General features: G+C 48.0%; 11 protein-coding genes. 8 read left to right on the top strand and 3 right to left on the bottom strand.

Annotation, left to right across the window (positions count from 1 at the left end; genetic code table 11):
- Positions 1–93 precede the first annotated feature (93 nt).
- A complete protein-coding gene (locus HP552_RS18670) occupies positions 94–936 on the bottom strand; it encodes a methyl-accepting chemotaxis protein (RefSeq protein ID WP_175396900.1) in 843 nt (280 codons plus the stop codon).
- Positions 937–1,221: 285 nt separating this feature from the next.
- Here HP552_RS18670 and HP552_RS18665 point away from each other — a divergent pair, with 285 nt between their 5' ends.
- On the top strand, positions 1,222–1,914 hold the full coding sequence (locus HP552_RS18665) for a Crp/Fnr family transcriptional regulator (protein ID WP_175396899.1): 693 nt from the start codon (positions 1,222–1,224) through the stop codon (positions 1,912–1,914).
- A 127-nt stretch (positions 1,915–2,041) separates the two neighbouring features.
- Here the strand turns inward: HP552_RS18665 and pepT are convergent, their stop codons facing one another.
- Positions 2,042–3,280 (bottom strand): peptidase T, encoded by a 1,239-nt coding sequence (pepT, locus tag HP552_RS18660; protein ID WP_175397084.1) that lies wholly within the window; start codon positions 3,278–3,280, stop codon positions 2,042–2,044.
- 544 nt (positions 3,281–3,824) lie between these two features.
- On the opposite strand from pepT, the gene HP552_RS18655 reads away from it, so the two are divergent.
- The 5 genes from HP552_RS18655 to HP552_RS18635 all read left to right on the top strand — a co-directional run bounded on the left by HP552_RS18655 (position 3,825) and on the right by HP552_RS18635 (position 11,597).
- The gene (locus HP552_RS18655; protein WP_175396898.1) at positions 3,825–4,859 is read left to right on the top strand and encodes an NADH:flavin oxidoreductase/NADH oxidase; all 1,035 of its coding nucleotides are present in this window, start codon (positions 3,825–3,827) and stop codon (positions 4,857–4,859) included.
- A gap of 349 nt (positions 4,860–5,208) precedes the next feature.
- The gene (locus HP552_RS18650) at positions 5,209–5,631 is read left to right on the top strand and encodes an SRPBCC family protein (protein WP_175396897.1); all 423 of its coding nucleotides are present in this window, start codon (positions 5,209–5,211) and stop codon (positions 5,629–5,631) included.
- Positions 5,632–5,865: 234 nt separating this feature from the next.
- Positions 5,866–8,949, top strand: a complete 3,084-nt coding sequence (locus HP552_RS18645; protein WP_175396896.1) for an ATP-binding protein — start codon at positions 5,866–5,868, stop codon at positions 8,947–8,949.
- A 118-nt stretch (positions 8,950–9,067) separates the two neighbouring features.
- The gene (locus HP552_RS18640; protein WP_175396895.1) at positions 9,068–10,231 is read left to right on the top strand and encodes a response regulator; all 1,164 of its coding nucleotides are present in this window, start codon (positions 9,068–9,070) and stop codon (positions 10,229–10,231) included.
- Between the two features lie 19 nt (positions 10,232–10,250).
- Entirely contained in the window at positions 10,251–11,597 is a 1,347-nt protein-coding gene (locus HP552_RS18635; RefSeq protein ID WP_217506474.1) for a cryptochrome/photolyase family protein, read from the top strand.
- Here HP552_RS18635 and HP552_RS18630 read toward each other — a convergent pair.
- A complete protein-coding gene (locus tag HP552_RS18630) occupies positions 11,551–12,294 on the bottom strand; it encodes an effector binding domain-containing protein (RefSeq protein WP_175396893.1) in 744 nt (247 codons plus the stop codon). The genes HP552_RS18635 and HP552_RS18630 overlap by 47 nt on opposite strands.
- A 134-nt stretch (positions 12,295–12,428) precedes the next feature.
- Here HP552_RS18630 and HP552_RS18625 point away from each other — a divergent pair, with 134 nt between their 5' ends.
- Both HP552_RS18625 and HP552_RS18620 read left to right on the top strand, forming a co-directional pair.
- Positions 12,429–12,914: a GyrI-like domain-containing protein gene (locus HP552_RS18625; RefSeq protein WP_175396892.1), complete on the top strand. Its 486-nt coding sequence runs from the start codon at positions 12,429–12,431 to the stop codon at positions 12,912–12,914.
- Between the two features lie 213 nt (positions 12,915–13,127).
- Complete coding sequence (locus tag HP552_RS18620; protein ID WP_175396891.1) at positions 13,128–14,303, top strand: acyltransferase; 1,176 nt, start codon at positions 13,128–13,130, stop codon at positions 14,301–14,303.
- Positions 14,304–14,593: the final 290 nt, after the last annotated feature.

Below are 14,593 nucleotides of genomic sequence, written 5' to 3'. Positions count from 1 at the left end.
AAACAGGACGCCGGAAATGCCCAGATCGGGTTCGCGGCGTCCTATTTAAATTTGGTTGAATCTTAGATTGCATATGAATGTTTGGAAACAAGCTTACTTGTTTTGAACGGAGTAGCTGATTAGCTGGTCTGCCAGCATCTTCATACGATCGCCAGTTTCATTCAGTTTCTCAATGACATCCGTGAAGGAGGAGACAAGGGTAGCCTGCTCTTGGGAAGAAGCAGCAATCTGCGAAACTTCCACTTCCATTTGTTTGATAACCTGTTGAACATCTTTTAGACTGATATCGATATCACTAGTGGCCTGCTTCGCATCAACAGAGAGCTTGCGTACCTCAGAAGCGACAACGCCAAAGCCTGCACCGGCCTCGCCAACGCGGGCAGCTTCGATTGCAGCATTGAGCCCAAGGAGGTTGGTTTGTTCGGAGATTTCACGAATGAACCCGGCCACCTTGTTAATTTGGGAAGAGTTTTGAACAGCAAGACGTGTGTTCTCCAGGATCTGTTCACTGGTTGCCTGTAATTCTTCGGCATGAGCCGCAACGTGCTGTACCATCTCCACCAGGTTGCTATTAATCGATTGATTTTCCTGGATAATGGCTTCAAGCTGATTCTGGTTGGATTGATCGTAGGACACACAGAAAATGGCAGCAACCTCGTTATTGTCATCAAAGATGGGGATATTCAGAATATCCAGCTCGATCCCATAGACTTCCGCAGGCAGGTGCGTGAGTGAAGCTTCACGTCCATTGGTCAGAGCGGTAAAGTTTTTATAACCATCGAGCAGCGGCTCCCCTGCATTGAAACCGAGATTAAATTTCTCAGTGGGGACTGCGTACAAGACCTTCTCATGATCATACACGGTCAAGCCGGCTGGTTCTCTAAGAATCAGACTAATATAAGGCATAACTTTCAGAAGTGCATCTACAACATTCATGGCGTCGAACCATCCTTTCTGTATTCCAATTTGCGATTGGATTCATAAACGTACATAATGCTCTATCTATCATCGGATAAGAGTGCGCTATCATTAACTGCATTTTCAAATAAAATAATGACGAATTACGGACGAAGTCTTGAAAATTTCCCATGTAAAATGATTTATTGGATATAAGTACTAGTTGTAACTATTTTTATATCAAGATATTTGTTCGGGCTGATATCGAAAATGGGACATATGTCCATTTCTATACGTTAAATACTTGGGTGGAGGTTACCTGGAATGAGAGAAATCATGGACTTTGAGCGAGTGCGTCAGTTTGCGCGTGAACATGGCCTGGATCAGGTGTTGGATGAGCCTGCACTCGCTGAATTAAGACTGTTGGAAGCCTCCAAGGGTGAAATGATATGTGCCAAGGGAGAACGGCCGGAACGATTCTATATTCTCGTAGAAGGTAAACTCAAGATCTATACAACACTTCCCAATGGAAAGTCATTGCTGCTCCGGTTCAGTACACCCCCTGCACTCGTAGGTGATCTGGAGCTGGTCAATGGGAAGGAAGCGAAAAATACGGTTGAATCCGTCAATAAAAGCCTGCTGCTTGGCGTGAGCTATCGTTTTCTTCAGAATACCTATACGGAAAATCCGAAGTTTCTCCATTTTATGCTTAGTCATGTTACCCATAAGCTGTACACCTTCTCGAACCTGTCAAGCTTGAATCTGCTGTACCCCGTGGAAAGCCGGTTTGCCAGCTACCTGTTGTCAACGATGGAACAGGGTGAACAGGTTACGGAAGAGATCCAAACCTCCAAGTTGACTGAGTTGGCAGATATGCTGGGTACCAGCTACAGACATTTGAACCGGGTGATCCATGATCTCTGTGATCGGCAGATCATTCGGAAAGAACAGCGCAAGATCGTCATCTGTAATCTGGGGGAGCTGCGTCAGATTGCCGGGGGGAATATGTACGAATGAAATGTTGTCTCTGTGTGCGGCTCCCAGCTCTTCGTATAAATTGCAAAGAGCACCCTGATGCCTTAAGCAAAAGGGTGCCTCGCCTCCGTTTGTTGAAAAAGGCGTTATGAGATCTGGCGCAATTCTGTTAGATATCTCCGCGGTCTTCGAATAATTGGGCGATTTCCACAATGACACGGGTGGCCTTCACCATGTTGTCGACGGATACATATTCGAATTTGCCATGGTAATTTTCGCCGCCAGTGAAGATGTTCGGTGTAGGCATGCCCATATACGAGAGCTGGGATCCATCGGTTCCTCCCCGAATGGGACGAATGATTGGTTCAATATCCAGACGGGTCATCGCTTCGTGTGCAATATCAACAATTTGGCGCACAGGCTCAATTTTTTCCCGCATATTGTAGTACTGATCATTCAGCTGAACGGTAATGCTTTTCTCCCCGTACTTGGCTTTGAGTTCTTCCGCAACCTTCAATACATAAGCTTTGCGCTCTTCAAACTTCTCTCGATCAAAATCGCGAATGATATAGCTCATTTGTGTCTGCTCCACATCGCCTTCGATGGACAGAAGGTGGTAGAACCCTTCATACCCCTCTGTAAATTCAGGTGCCTCTTCCGCAGGCAGACGGCGGTTAAACTCCATGGCAATTTTGGCCGAATTCACCATTTTGTTTTTGGCTGTTCCGGGGTGCACATTCGTTCCTTTGACCGTAATTTTGGCTGCAGCCGCGTTGAAGCTCTCGTACTCCAGTTCTCCGAGTGGTCCACCATCTACGGTGTAGGCATATTTGGCTCCAAAAGCAGGCACATCGAACTTGTGCGGCCCACGCCCAATCTCTTCATCAGGAGTGAAGGCCACCCGGATTTTTCCGTGTTTGATCTCGGGGTGATCGATCAGGTAGGCCATCGCTGTCATAATCTCGGCAATGCCTGCCTTATTGTCCGCACCAAGCAATGTTGTGCCATCCGTTGTCATGAGGGTATGGCCTTTGTATTCACGCAGTTCCGGGAAGTCGGTGGTAGACAGTACCACATCCAGCTCCTGGTTTAACACGATATCTTGACCATCATAGTTGTCGATAACCTGAGGTTTGACATTTTTGCCTGTGAAGTCAGTGGCTGTATCCAGGTGAGCGAGGAAACCAATCACGGGAACGTCCTTGTCCGTGTTGGATGGCAGGGTAGCCATGACATAACCGTTCTCATCCATCGTTACATCCTGTAAGCCAATGGATTTGCATTCGCCCACAAGGTATTCACCCAAGGCCAGTTGGCCAGGTGTAGAGGGGCAGGTTTCACTGCTTTCATCGGATTGAGTATCCATTTGAGCATAAGTGGTCAGTCGCTCGATTAAAATGTCTTTCACCATTGATCGCTCCTTTGGCTTGGGTTGATATATAAGTTGGATCACCAGTCTTACACCAAATAACTACGAGGTCAGAACAACCTTCTGATCGCTGTTATCCCCAGATTTTTTTGATTCTATATTTAAAAGGTGAAAATCCAGTGATAAAGGCGAGTTTATGCTTACGAAGTAGCTTTCTTTCAGAAAGCTTTTGGCTTCGCTTCTACAGGTTGTTTCTGCCCTCTCCGTTTTCGTGTAAGGGTTAGATACATCTTATATTAGGTGGGGTATACTATCTCTTGTGTGTCGATAAGTGTATCATACCATGTTTTGGGGGTACTTCGCGCAAGGCACAAGTGCAGCGGACGTAGGTTTAGGTATCAAAAAGGGTACTATGGCACAAAAATGTACGTACTTGTATTTGGGGGATGCTGCTTCATAATAAGGAATGATGGAAGGATTGGCGAAAGAGATAGTTGGCCAGAATGGGCATCTGTTTTTCGATCTGGAAAACAAGTGATTGCCTCAACATATATTAATATATCGAATAGGAGATGTAACCAATATGTCCGAGACTTTATTTTCCCCCTATCAGTTCAAGGGGCTTCAACTGAATAACCGTGTAGTCATGGCACCCATGTGCCAATATTCCGTAACAGCCAAGGATGGTATCCCGAATGACTGGCATCAGGTTCACTACGTAAGTCGTGCCGTTGGGGGTACAGGACTGATTGTAATCGAGATGACCGATGTTGAACCGGATGGACGCATTACCGATCATGATCTGGGCATCTGGTCTGACGAACATATTCCCGCTTTTGCCAAACTGGTGGATGGCATGCATGCTCACGGCTCCAAAGTTGCCATTCAGATCGCCCATGCGGGACGAAAAGCAGAGGATGCGAAACAACCGGTTGCTCCATCGGTGGTCACTTTTCCGGGAGAAAACTACAGGGAGCCGCGTGCGTTAACTACGGAAGAAGTAGAGGCCATGGTGCAGAAATTTGCGGATGGTGTTCGCCGCGCAGTACAGGCTGGAGTGGACGCTATTGAGCTGCACGGAGCCCATGGATACCTCATCCACCAGTTCCATTCCAAGCTGATGAACCATCGTGAAGATGTGTACGGACAGGATCTGTCTCGTTTTGGTGTTGAGATCATTCGTGCGGTGAAAAAGGAAATGCCGGAAGACATGCCGCTCATTATGCGCATTTCAGCAGTAGAGTACGCTGATGGTGGTTATGATATTGACCACACCATTGAAGTTGGTCGTGCCTATAAAGAAGCAGGCGTGGATATATTCCACATCAGCTCTGGCGGAGAAGGACCTGCAGGACAGCGGAAACCGGGGAACTACCCAGGATATCAGGTTCCATTTGCCCGCCGTTTCCGTGAAGAATTGAACGTTCCTGTAATTGCGGTTGGATTGCTGGATGATTCAGCTCTGGCTCAAGCCGTTATTGGCAACGGGGATGCTGATCTCGTTGCAGTCGGCAGAGGCATGCTGCGTGACCCGTATTGGGCCAACCATGCGGCATTGGCACTGGGTGTCAGCAAGGATAAGGCAGCGATTGCCGAGCAATATTCCCGCGGATACTAATCGTACACTGCAGCATTTTGCAAAAAATGTTCACAGACCAGTTTTACAGGTTGCTAAGACAGGCCACAGCAAGGGTTAACCTTATGCTGTGGCCTGATTTTGTATGGCGGAAAGCGTAGTGTATTCATGCACTTATGCACTTCGAGCGGCCTCAAAACCAAACGGTTGGAATGCAATGGTTCGGAGCAGACTAACATAGGAATCACACACCTTTTATGCAATATGTGCCAATTATAGGGTGGGCATGAAAGGGGAATCAATGTAAAAGTTCAGTTGTTACATGAACACATTTGACACACATCCTCTCATCCCAAACAATGAGTAATATATATTTTAGGAGGCGATAGGTATGTCATCATCATCAAGCGCACTGCCGGATATTCGGCAGCAATTAGTGCTCCATGCACCGGTGGAGAAAGTATGGAAGACAGTCTCGACAGCAGAAGGCATGGAAAGCTGGTTTATGCCCAGCAATCTGGAGCCGGTTGAAGGGCATGAATTTGTGCTGGAGGCCGGACCTTTTGGAAAATCACCCTGCCGGGTGACGGAAGTTCAGGCACCGCACAAGCTGTCGTTTCAATGGGGCAAGGATTGGACACTTCATTTCGAACTGGCCGAGCAGCCGGAAGGTACAACCTTTACGTTGATCCACAGCGGATGGGATGCCGATAAACTCACTGAATTTGGGCAGGCACATGCCATCGTGCGTGAACGGATGGAGCAGGGCTGGACAGGGATCGTACAGAAGCTGGCTCAGGTTGTGGGCCAATAATTGAGGATTGTCAGCGTTGATCAGGAGCATATCCTGGTTGATGAGCTGGCAGTCTTTTTTTGTTTATGCTGCTTGCGGTATATGAATAAAAGGTGGAATAAGTGAAATGGTTTAAAAATGTGATTCTTTTGATTTCCTTCTATTTCCGTCAGCAGCAGAAACGTGTAACATGGATTATGAAGATAAACCGACAAAAACTGACGTCTATCGTCACGAGGCGGAAGGATTACATAGATGAGAAAACACTGGATTATGCTGACAATTAGTTTCATTTGTATCGTTGTCTTTCCCGTCGGGTGGATCGTGCAAGGTATTGTATCCGAGCATGGGAATCCGGCAGCCAAACAAGGCGTTATAGATTTGTCCAAATGGGATTTTAATAAAAAGGGTGCAGCGATATTGGATGGGGCTTGGAATTTCTATCCTAATCAATTGCTAACCCCAGTCGACTTCGAGGCAGATCTATCCGGGCGGAAGCCGCTTGGACCCGCCTCAGCAATCCAGGTTCCGGCTCGGTGGAACAAGACGATGGGGGAAGCCCATGGATACGGTACATACCACTTGCGTGTCAGAATCAAGCCCGGTTTTGAGAAAAATGACTATGGCATTCGCACCCAAAATATCCGTATGGCACACCGTATCTTTATCGATGGCAAAGAAATTGGCGGCAAGGGATTGCCTGGAGAAACAAGGGAAACGGATATCCAGTACAACCTGCCCTTTACCGGGTTCACCTCTATTGAGGGAGACCATGCTGACATTATCATTCAGGTTTCCAATTATACATATTCCTCAGGGGGAATCGTCGCTTCCGTATTCTTTGGAGATGAACATAGCATCCTGTACAGCCAGCAGAGGGATTGGCTTAAGGATCTGATGACCCTCTTCGGGTTCATTCTTCCTGCTGCATTTTTCCTGCTTCTGTTCCTGCTGCGCCGGAGTGAGAAGGAACTTCGTTACCTGGGCTTGTTCAGTCTCTCCGGGGGAATGTACGCACTCACTCATGGGGAGAAATTGCTGGGTACTTTTGTGCCATTTCTGCCGAATGATGAAATCCTAAGGCTTCAATTACTGAGTTCGGCATTTGCCTATTACTATCTGCTTCGCTATATGCATGCACTTGTTCCGGGTGCGATCCACAAAGGGTATGTCCGTCTTGGGGTAACACTGGTTATTGTACAGAGCATCATTGGGCTTACTTTGTCTCCGGCCCTGTTCTCCCATCTGGAGCTGGCCATGCTGATGGTTTCGCTTAGTGTCATCGTTTACACCCTGAGGGCCATGTTCTATTGGTTGAAAAAACGGCCTAACGACAGCCATTACGTGCTGATTAGCATGATGAGCATCTTGATGGTCGTTATTCTGTATACCATTGGAGCATTTACGACGCAGGATACGACGTTTCTCGCGCTGTACGAGCTGTTGTTGTTTGTTTTTGCCCAAATGATTCTTACCACAATTCGGTTCGCGCAGTCCTTCCGAGAAGTGGAGGCCTTATCCGAGCGTTTGCTTGTGATCGACAGTCTGAAGGATGAATTCATGGCCAACACATCTCATGAGCTGAGAACCCCGCTGCATGGCATCATTAATATTGCCCAGTCCATGCTGGAAGGCGCTGCAGGTGCAGTGACGCCGAAACAGGCGAGAAACCTGTCCATGATTACTTCAACAGGGAAAAGGCTTTCTCTGCTGGTTAACGACATTCTCGATTTCTCCAAGCTCAAGAATAGTGAGATTGAATTGAAACGGGAGGCCGTGGATCTGGAATCCGTTGCCCGCACAGTGGTTGAAGTTTCCGGGTTCACCTTCGGAGACAAGCCCATTGTACTAATCCAGCAGTGGCCCTCCTCCCTCCCGCTTGTCGAAGCAGATGAAGACCGGCTGCGGCAGATTCTTTATAATTTGATAGGCAATGCCTACAAGTACACGCAGCAAGGTGAAATACGGCTATATGCAAGTGTCAATGGGGATCAAGTCAGGATGTCCGTGGCGGATACCGGAGTTGGCATTGCTCCCGAGAAGCTCGAGGATATCTTTCAATCCTACGAGCAGGAAAATGGTACCGGTGAAAGGGTGAGTGGAGGTACGGGGCTCGGTCTCAGTATTACACGCAAACTCGTAGAGCTGGGCGGAGGAAGGATCTGGGTTGAATCGGAACTGGGTCAGGGATCGGTTTTTCATTTCACCCTGCCGGTTGCCAGGACAACTCTTCTCCATACCGGTAACAAGCCGGCTGCGGCCAGCTATGTAGCTGCACAACATACCCATGATTCTGAAGTTATCCCTACAGAACCGGACGAGTCAGAAGAGAGTTTGGAAGCAGAGCATACCATTTTAATTGTGGATGACGATCCGGTGAATCGCCAGGTGCTTTTCAATCTGCTATCGACAGAGCGATATCGGGTCATATCTGCCGACAGCGGGGCAGCAGCCTTGAAGCTGCGAGAACAATACCCGGGAATCGATCTGGTTATTACCGACTGGATGATGCCTCGGATGTCCGGAATGGAGTTATGTCGTAAGCTGCGTGAGCACAATTCCCTCTCGGAACTGCCAATCCTGATGCTGACTGCACGCGGATTGCCTGAGGATATCAGGCTGGGTTTCCAGGCCGGGGCGAACGATTTCCTAAGCAAACCTGTGGATGCGGGGGAGCTGCGTGCCAGGGTACGTACCTTGATCGACATGCGAGCCTCTGTTCAGGGCGCAATTCGAACGGAAATGGCTTTTTTGCAGGCACAGATCAAACCGCACTTTTTATATAACGCACTTAATGTCATTATTGCGACCTGCGCTGTTAATCCTGACAAAGCTACGGATCTGTTGATTGAACTAAGTCACTACCTGCGCGGAAGCTTCGACTTCCAGAACCGGGATCAGCTGGTGCCGCTGTCCAAGGAACTTGAACTGGTCGAATCCTACGTACATCTGGAACAGGCCCGGTTTGAGGAGCGGCTGGTGGTCAATTATGATATAGACCCTGATGTACGCATCTATGTGCCCCCGCTCAGTATCCAGCCGCTTGTTGAAAATGCCATTCGTCACGGTGTCATGGAGCGAGCCGCGGGTGGAACAGTGTCTCTGAGAATAGCCAGAGAGGACAATCGGGTGATCGTCGAGGTTGAGGATAATGGTGTGGGCATCCCTCCGGAGCGCCTGGCCCAGGTGAACTCGGGACGAACGGAAGGGCCAGGAGGTGTAGGGCTGCAAAATATAAACAGACGTTTAGCAGCGCTGTATGGGGAAGGGTTGAATATTCAGAGTCATGTGGGCAAAGGAACGAAAATTCGTTTCCATATCCCTTTATCGAGAGGTTAATAATCTCCAAACTGTGCCGAGGCAGATCATAATGGTTAACAGTTTAATAAGTGGATTGAATTCGATTGGTATTGAACTTAAAGAAATAAATAAGTAAGAGCAGGAGGCTGGGAGAACGGTGAGAGCCATTGTAATCGATGACGAGAAGCCAGCGCAGCTCCATCTGGAGCGCCTGTTACTGTCGGACGGACGGATTACACCCGTGCAATGTTTTTTAACAGCCCGTGATGGATTGGATTTTCTGGAAAAGGAACGCGTCGATGTCGTGTTTTTGGACATTGGCATGCCAGAGATGAACGGACTGGAAGCGGCTGAGTATATACAGCAACTGGATAACAACATTCGAATTATATTTGTAACCGCGTACGCAGATCATGCAGTCGAGGCATTTGAGCTGCACGCATTGGATTATGTATTGAAGCCGGTGAGCTCGGCAAGATTGCGCAAGACGATTGACCGGATCGCTTCCTGGATGTCTGCCATGCCTGAAATTGCAGTGACATCTGAAGTACAGGAACCAGGTGCGGAGGCTGCCCAGAGCGACGTCGAGTTACCCGGCCTGCTGACCTTTAAACATCTGGATATCTATAGAAGCTTGGGACCCGAAGCAGCCAAACATAAATGGAGGACTACGAAATCACAGGAGCTGTTTGCGTTTCTGTTTCACCATCGCGGAGAATGGGTAAGCAAAGAGATTCTGCTTGATAAGTTATGGGCTGACGTAACGCTGGAGAAGGGCTTAACCCATCTGCATACATCTGTGTACCAGATCCGCAAACTGCTGAAGGAATGGAGCATGACAGGTAAACTGGAGTACAACATGAACCGCTATCGTTTGCTGCCGGGTAACCTGGTGAGCGATGTGGAGCAGTTTGAGCTGGGTATGGGGTATGCCGAGGTTACGTCGGATAATGTGGAAGAACTTCGGGAAATTGTACTGTTATATCGTGGAGATTATCTGGAAGAGCATGATTACCAATGGTCGCAAGCGAAAGCCCGTGAGTTAAGGCGCAAATATATAAGATTGGTCTTGGATCTTGCCGATTGGAACATGAAGCATGAACGTGGCAAGGATGCGATTGAGCAATTGTTGGAATTACAGGAACGGGAGCCTTATGCCGAAGACATATGCCGATTAATGATGAAGGTGTATGCATCCATGGGTGATGGACAAGCCATACTCAAACTATATTCATCGTTTGCAAGGACACTCTTGGAGGAACTCGGGCATCAGCCGGAACCGGAGACGAGTCGTCTCTTTCATGAATTGACGGCGAAGTAGGCAGAATCCAGGCGGGAGGATGTCAGTGAAACTATTCATACATCGCAAAGATTTGCGTACGGATGACCTGAATGCATTTGATTATTTGCGGAACCAGGATGATGAGAGCTTTCATTTGTTCATTTATGATCCCTTTTTGCTGCGGCAGGGCCGCGAGAAGGAGCACAGCGGTATCAACTTTCTGAGGCATGCAGCCGGGCTTGGCAGACAATACCGGGAAGCGGGCAAGACGCTGCATCTGGCACACGGCAAGCCGGCCGAAGTTGTGGATTACATTTTGGGGCAAATGGAAGGTCGTATTGATGAGGTCGTTGTACATCGTGACATGACGCCTTACGCGATCGACAGGGACCGCAGCATACGCAAAGTTACTGAAGGATACCAGGTTGCATTCACGCAGCTGACCGATCATCTGCTGATTGATCTTCCGCGGTTTGCCGATTTTACGGGCAAATCGGAGCCTTATAAAGTGTTTGCTGCATTTCACAGGCGTTGGGTGGAGTTTATGAATGAATTCCCCAATCCTCCTTCAGCATTAACGGTGGCCGATGTGAAGGTAAGCAATCACTCCATGGAGTGGCCGGAGGCATACCGGGTACCCGAAGAGCTGCTGGAGGTTGAGCCGGCGGAAGATCCTCATGTGCTGCTGGATGGTTTTCTGCAGGAACGCATCGCGGAGTATGGGGAACATCGGGATGAATACGAAGCGTATGAGCCGAGTCATCTCAGTTCCTATGTGGCAGTAGGTGCAGTGTCGATTCGCAAGATGTATGATGCAGCTTACCGAACCGCGCAGTCGGGTGAATGGATCAGACAGCTGTGCTTTCGCGACTTCTATCTGTATCGTGCGGTATACGAGAGTCACTATTTTACATATGAAAAGGTATACGATCTGTCGCCGTTAAATGAGTATCATTTCGAGCGTTGGTGCAGGGCGGAAACAGGTATCCCGATTATTGATGCAGCGATGACTGAACTAAATGAAACAGGACGCATGCCGAACCGGCTGCGTATTCTGACAGCGATGTTTCTCACCAAAAACCTGCAGTGTCCGTTTACAAGGGGTGAGGCCTATTTCAGACGCAAACTGCTGGATTATGACAACATCCAGAATCGGGGGAACTGGTTATGGTGCGCTTCACTCGGCGAGAATGCGGCTCCGTATTTCCGGGTGAACAATCCTGTAACACAGTCAGAGAAGTATGATCCTCAAGGAGACTATATTCGCAAATGGCTGCCGGATCTGAAGAAGCACAGCAAGGACATTCATCAGCCTCGCCTAGATGCGATTGTGGATCTGAAAGCATCCAGACAGGCGGCTATTGAGGTCTATAAACAAATTCTGGCGAGCCGTCAGAAGGATTAGAATCACACAATGGAATGTGCATGTTCATGCTGGAGGAATCACCGGATTCCCGGATCTCCAAGGCGTAGGCCAAGAGGTCGGGTTCCAAGCCCCGCTGCCGCAGCTTATCCATGAGCAGGAGGTGCGTTTGATCGATCTCTGCCCGATCCGGATCCCCCTGATGTGTATACACGGCATATTCACGGGTTGGAAGGATAATACCGACCATGCCTTCCGGCACGTCGTGGAAGTGGGAGACCTCCACTCCGGCAATATAGTGATAGAGGCGTGTACGGCTCAGGGATACGCCCGTCTTCACCCCCGTCCTGATTTGGCGGGGGATTTCGTGTTGTCTGCGGCCCAATTCCACCCACAGCTTGGGAATCATTACTTTTGCCATATATACTGCTGTAAAAGGAGCCTGGAACTCAAGGCCAATTACATAGGTCTGCGGCCGTATAATCCGTTGGAATGGATCTGAGCTGACGATTCGTTGCCCTGTTATGCCGGCTGTTCGGTTGGCGGATTGCAGCAGGGAATATCCTCCTCGTCGCCCGGGCTCTGCGTATAAGGGCACGCCCATTCCACTAAGCTCATGTAAATATCGGAGCATGGTGCGATAAGAAACTCCGAATTCAGCAGCCATCTCATCCACGGTGAACGTTGGTTTGTCATACACTCGCATCATGAGTTCAATCAAACGCTGGGTTTTGGTCATACGCAGTCCACCTCTGAACAAGTTGTTTTATACTGACAGATTTTGTCACTATTTTAGTATAAAATAGAGTCAGGAATCACGACAACAGGATCAGCTTGAAGAAGAGAAGAAAATGATTGAAAGGGTGAGAAGGTATGGAACATGTCAATACTTCCATGTTGGTGCATAAGGAGGCAGCGACCGTTATCGGTTTGAAATGGGAAGGGACTTTCGCTGAAGCAGGGGCAGGGGGCATACGTGTTGTGCAAACGGAGTTCAAGCATCGTCTGCATGAGATCAGCGATGTACTTTACCCGCAGGAGCTTCTGGGATTGTCATATCATACGACAGATACAGGATTTGTTCATTATGTTGCAGTCGAGGTTGGCGAAGGTGGATTATCAGCTGTTCCATCTGGAATGGTGAAGGTTGATGTCCCGGCACATGATTATGCCAAGTGCAGTCATGCCAAAGGACAGAGTGTGGAGGCTTCCTATAATCGCATCTATACCTGGATCAAGGATCAGGGCCATACCGTGTCAGACGGTCCGCTTACACACTATGAAGTATATCCGATGGATCAGGACCCATATGATCCGGAGCCTGAGTTTACCATTTTAATCCCAGTGAACCAGAAATAATTGCTGTAGAGGCAGCAGCCCCGGAAGACCGCATTGCAGCGGTCTTTTTTACATTTATAGACATGAAAATAGTGTGAAATCTACTGAAAATTTAGGAATTGTTAAGAAAATGGACTACCCATCTTAAGCATTATGCCTTTTAATAGATAGTGAGCTTATCGTACTAAGTCATATCTGACATATTGACGAACACATTAAGGAGAAACGCTAAACATGAGTGAGACAATCAAAAGAGAGCGAATACCGGAGCTGAATCTGGTGCGTGCCATGGCGATTATCGGCGTGCTGTGTGTGCATTCCACTTCCTACGCGACGGTGGACATGACAGGTTCGGGATATTACTGGCTGTACAATTTTATTAATATCTTTATGAAATATGGTACGCCAACTTTTATTTTCATGAGCAGCTTCGTGTTGTTCTATAACTATTATTCTCGTCCTCTGGACAAGAAACTGGTCAGCAATTTTTACAAAAAGAGATTCGTGTATATTCTGCTGCCGTATTTCCTGTTTTCCCTGTTCTACTTTATCATTTTGCATGTGACACATTATCAAGGCCGTCCATTTGGTGAATCTGCCGTCAGCTTCATTACCAAGCTGTTCACGGGTAAGGCGTATACGCATCTGTACTTTGTATTTATCAACATGCAATTCTATCTGTTATTCCCGCTGGTGCTGTGGCTGCTGAAGAAGTATCCTTCGGTGGTCAAATGGTCGGTACCGATCGGATTGCTCATTCAATGGGCATTTATCGTAAGCAACAAATATGGATTCCAGGTACCGAACAAGGGAAGCTGGGCCTTCTCGTACTTCTCCTATTTCATGCTGGGAGCATTCATTGGAGTCTATTTTCCGAAGATCAAGCAATGGTTTGTCATCAGTCGTGAAAATGCGACCAAAGGCCGCGTAGCATCCTGGATTGTGTTATGGGCTGTCTGGATTGCTGCAGGACTGGGACATGTATACATTTATTATCTGCTTCGTATGAAAATTGCCACGTACAACACGCTATGGTATGAATTTTTCTGGAATCTGCATACTTTTGCTTGTGCGCTCGTACTGATCCAGATCGCATATCTGTTGTACCGCAAGGGGCCTGCGCTGATTGCAAAGCCGCTTAATCGGCTTGGGGCGCTGTCCTTCGGCATTTATCTGATTCATCCATTTTTCTTGCTGTTGTATCGGGAATTTCCGCCGCAAACCGGGGTGTCCTGGCTGGTTCACCTGTGGTATGCCGGAGGCTTTGCCGTAGCACTGTTCGCTTCATGGATCGTGGTTGGGCTGACCGCAAGGTTCGTTCCGTTTGCCTGGGTTATTTTCGGCAATCTTCCAAAACCGAAACCGCGTATCGTTCCGCAACAGAATTCGGGCCAACTCGACGTTCGTTAATGAGGAATTGCATACCATATAGGAATAATAAACCGTTTCTTGGTCGACCCTTAGGGTTGAGCGGGGAACGGTTTTTTTTATATGATTTATGAGCATCAGGTGGGAACGAGTGTTTCTTTATCATGTGCCTGGGGTAATGAGAAGGCGGAACACAATTCAATTATTGAATAAGTCAAAATAAGTTTGAATACTAAATTTCACTTTAACGAAGTGGGCAGAAGAAACCTGGGGAAGCGAAGCGCTCGCCTTTATCACCAGATTTCACCCTTTAAAAGGGGATCAGGAAATCA

It is taken from the genome of Paenibacillus xylanilyticus (assembly GCF_013359935.1).
Classification (GTDB): domain Bacteria; phylum Bacillota; class Bacilli; order Paenibacillales; family Paenibacillaceae; genus Paenibacillus; species Paenibacillus xylanilyticus.
The sequence above is the reverse complement of the archived record's forward strand: the minus strand, read 5'-3'. Positions and strand labels throughout refer to the sequence as shown.

What these genes read in the sequence shown, in the direction of transcription:
- HP552_RS18625 (WP_175396892.1), top strand. Translation starts at nt 12,429, where the DNA reads ATGGAACATGTCAATACTTCCATGTTGGTGCATAAGGAGGCAGCGACC.
- HP552_RS18630 (WP_175396893.1), bottom strand. Translation starts at nt 12,294, where the DNA reads ATGACCAAAACCCAGCGTTTGATTGAACTCATGATGCGAGTGTATGAC.
- HP552_RS18655 (WP_175396898.1), top strand. Translation starts at nt 3,825, where the DNA reads ATGTCCGAGACTTTATTTTCCCCCTATCAGTTCAAGGGGCTTCAACTG.
- HP552_RS18620 (WP_175396891.1), top strand. Translation starts at nt 13,128, where the DNA reads ATGAGTGAGACAATCAAAAGAGAGCGAATACCGGAGCTGAATCTGGTG.
- HP552_RS18645 (WP_175396896.1), top strand. Translation starts at nt 5,866, where the DNA reads ATGAGAAAACACTGGATTATGCTGACAATTAGTTTCATTTGTATCGTT.
- HP552_RS18665 (WP_175396899.1), top strand. Translation starts at nt 1,222, where the DNA reads ATGAGAGAAATCATGGACTTTGAGCGAGTGCGTCAGTTTGCGCGTGAA.
- HP552_RS18650 (WP_175396897.1), top strand. Translation starts at nt 5,209, where the DNA reads ATGTCATCATCATCAAGCGCACTGCCGGATATTCGGCAGCAATTAGTG.
- HP552_RS18635 (WP_217506474.1), top strand. Translation starts at nt 10,251, where the DNA reads ATGTCAGTGAAACTATTCATACATCGCAAAGATTTGCGTACGGATGAC.
- HP552_RS18670 (WP_175396900.1), bottom strand. Translation starts at nt 936, where the DNA reads ATGAATGTTGTAGATGCACTTCTGAAAGTTATGCCTTATATTAGTCTG.